The 586-nt window shown below is 72.9% G+C and carries 1 protein-coding gene; it reads left to right on the top strand.

Translation table 11 applies throughout. The features are described 5' to 3' along the window. Positions 1–437 (top strand): hypothetical protein (locus E2C05_RS32365; RefSeq protein WP_205083305.1); only part of this gene is annotated, 437 nt, incomplete at its 5' end. Positions 438–586: the final 149 nt, after the last annotated feature.

Raw genomic sequence — 586 nt, 5'->3', positions numbered from 1 at the left:
TGGTGAGATGCAGCATGGATCAGAACGAACGCACTGAGGTGGGAGATGGGCCTGTGGTCAGCGAGGGCGGGCGCAGCCCGTCCGCGCTGTCCACGGGCCAGGGCGGGCCGGCGAGTGCTGGGACTGCCCTGGGCCCGTTGGCACCCGGCCAGCGCTGGAGCGCCGGTCGCAAGCGCGAGGTGGTGCTGCGCCTGATGCGTGGTGAGCCTGCCGAGCTGCTCTCGCGCGAACTCGGCCTGCCGATCGTCAAGTTGGAGCAGTGGCGCGAGGAGGCCGAGGCGGCGCTGGAGGGAGCGCTGAAAGAGCGCGAGGCCGATCAGGCCGACAGCCAGCTCGCCGCCGCCATGCAGCGCATCGGCGAGCTGACCATGGAGAACGAGCTGCTGCGGGCCAAGATGGAGCGGCCCGGCCCTTTGGGGCGGAGGAGGTTGCGATGATGGCCGGCGCGACCGCCGCAGCCACCGGCCGCCGCTACGGCGTCGCGCGGGTCTGCCGGGTGTGGCAGGTGCCGAGGTCGTCCTTCTACGCCGCGCGCCGGACAACGGCGGATCCTGCCAGCCCGCCTGCGGTGCCCGCACGCCGTGGT

It is taken from the genome of Paracraurococcus ruber (genome assembly GCF_004353985.1).
Taxonomy (GTDB): Bacteria; Pseudomonadota; Alphaproteobacteria; order Acetobacterales; family Acetobacteraceae; genus Paracraurococcus; species Paracraurococcus ruber.
This window is presented reverse-complemented; position numbering and strand designations above follow the sequence as displayed.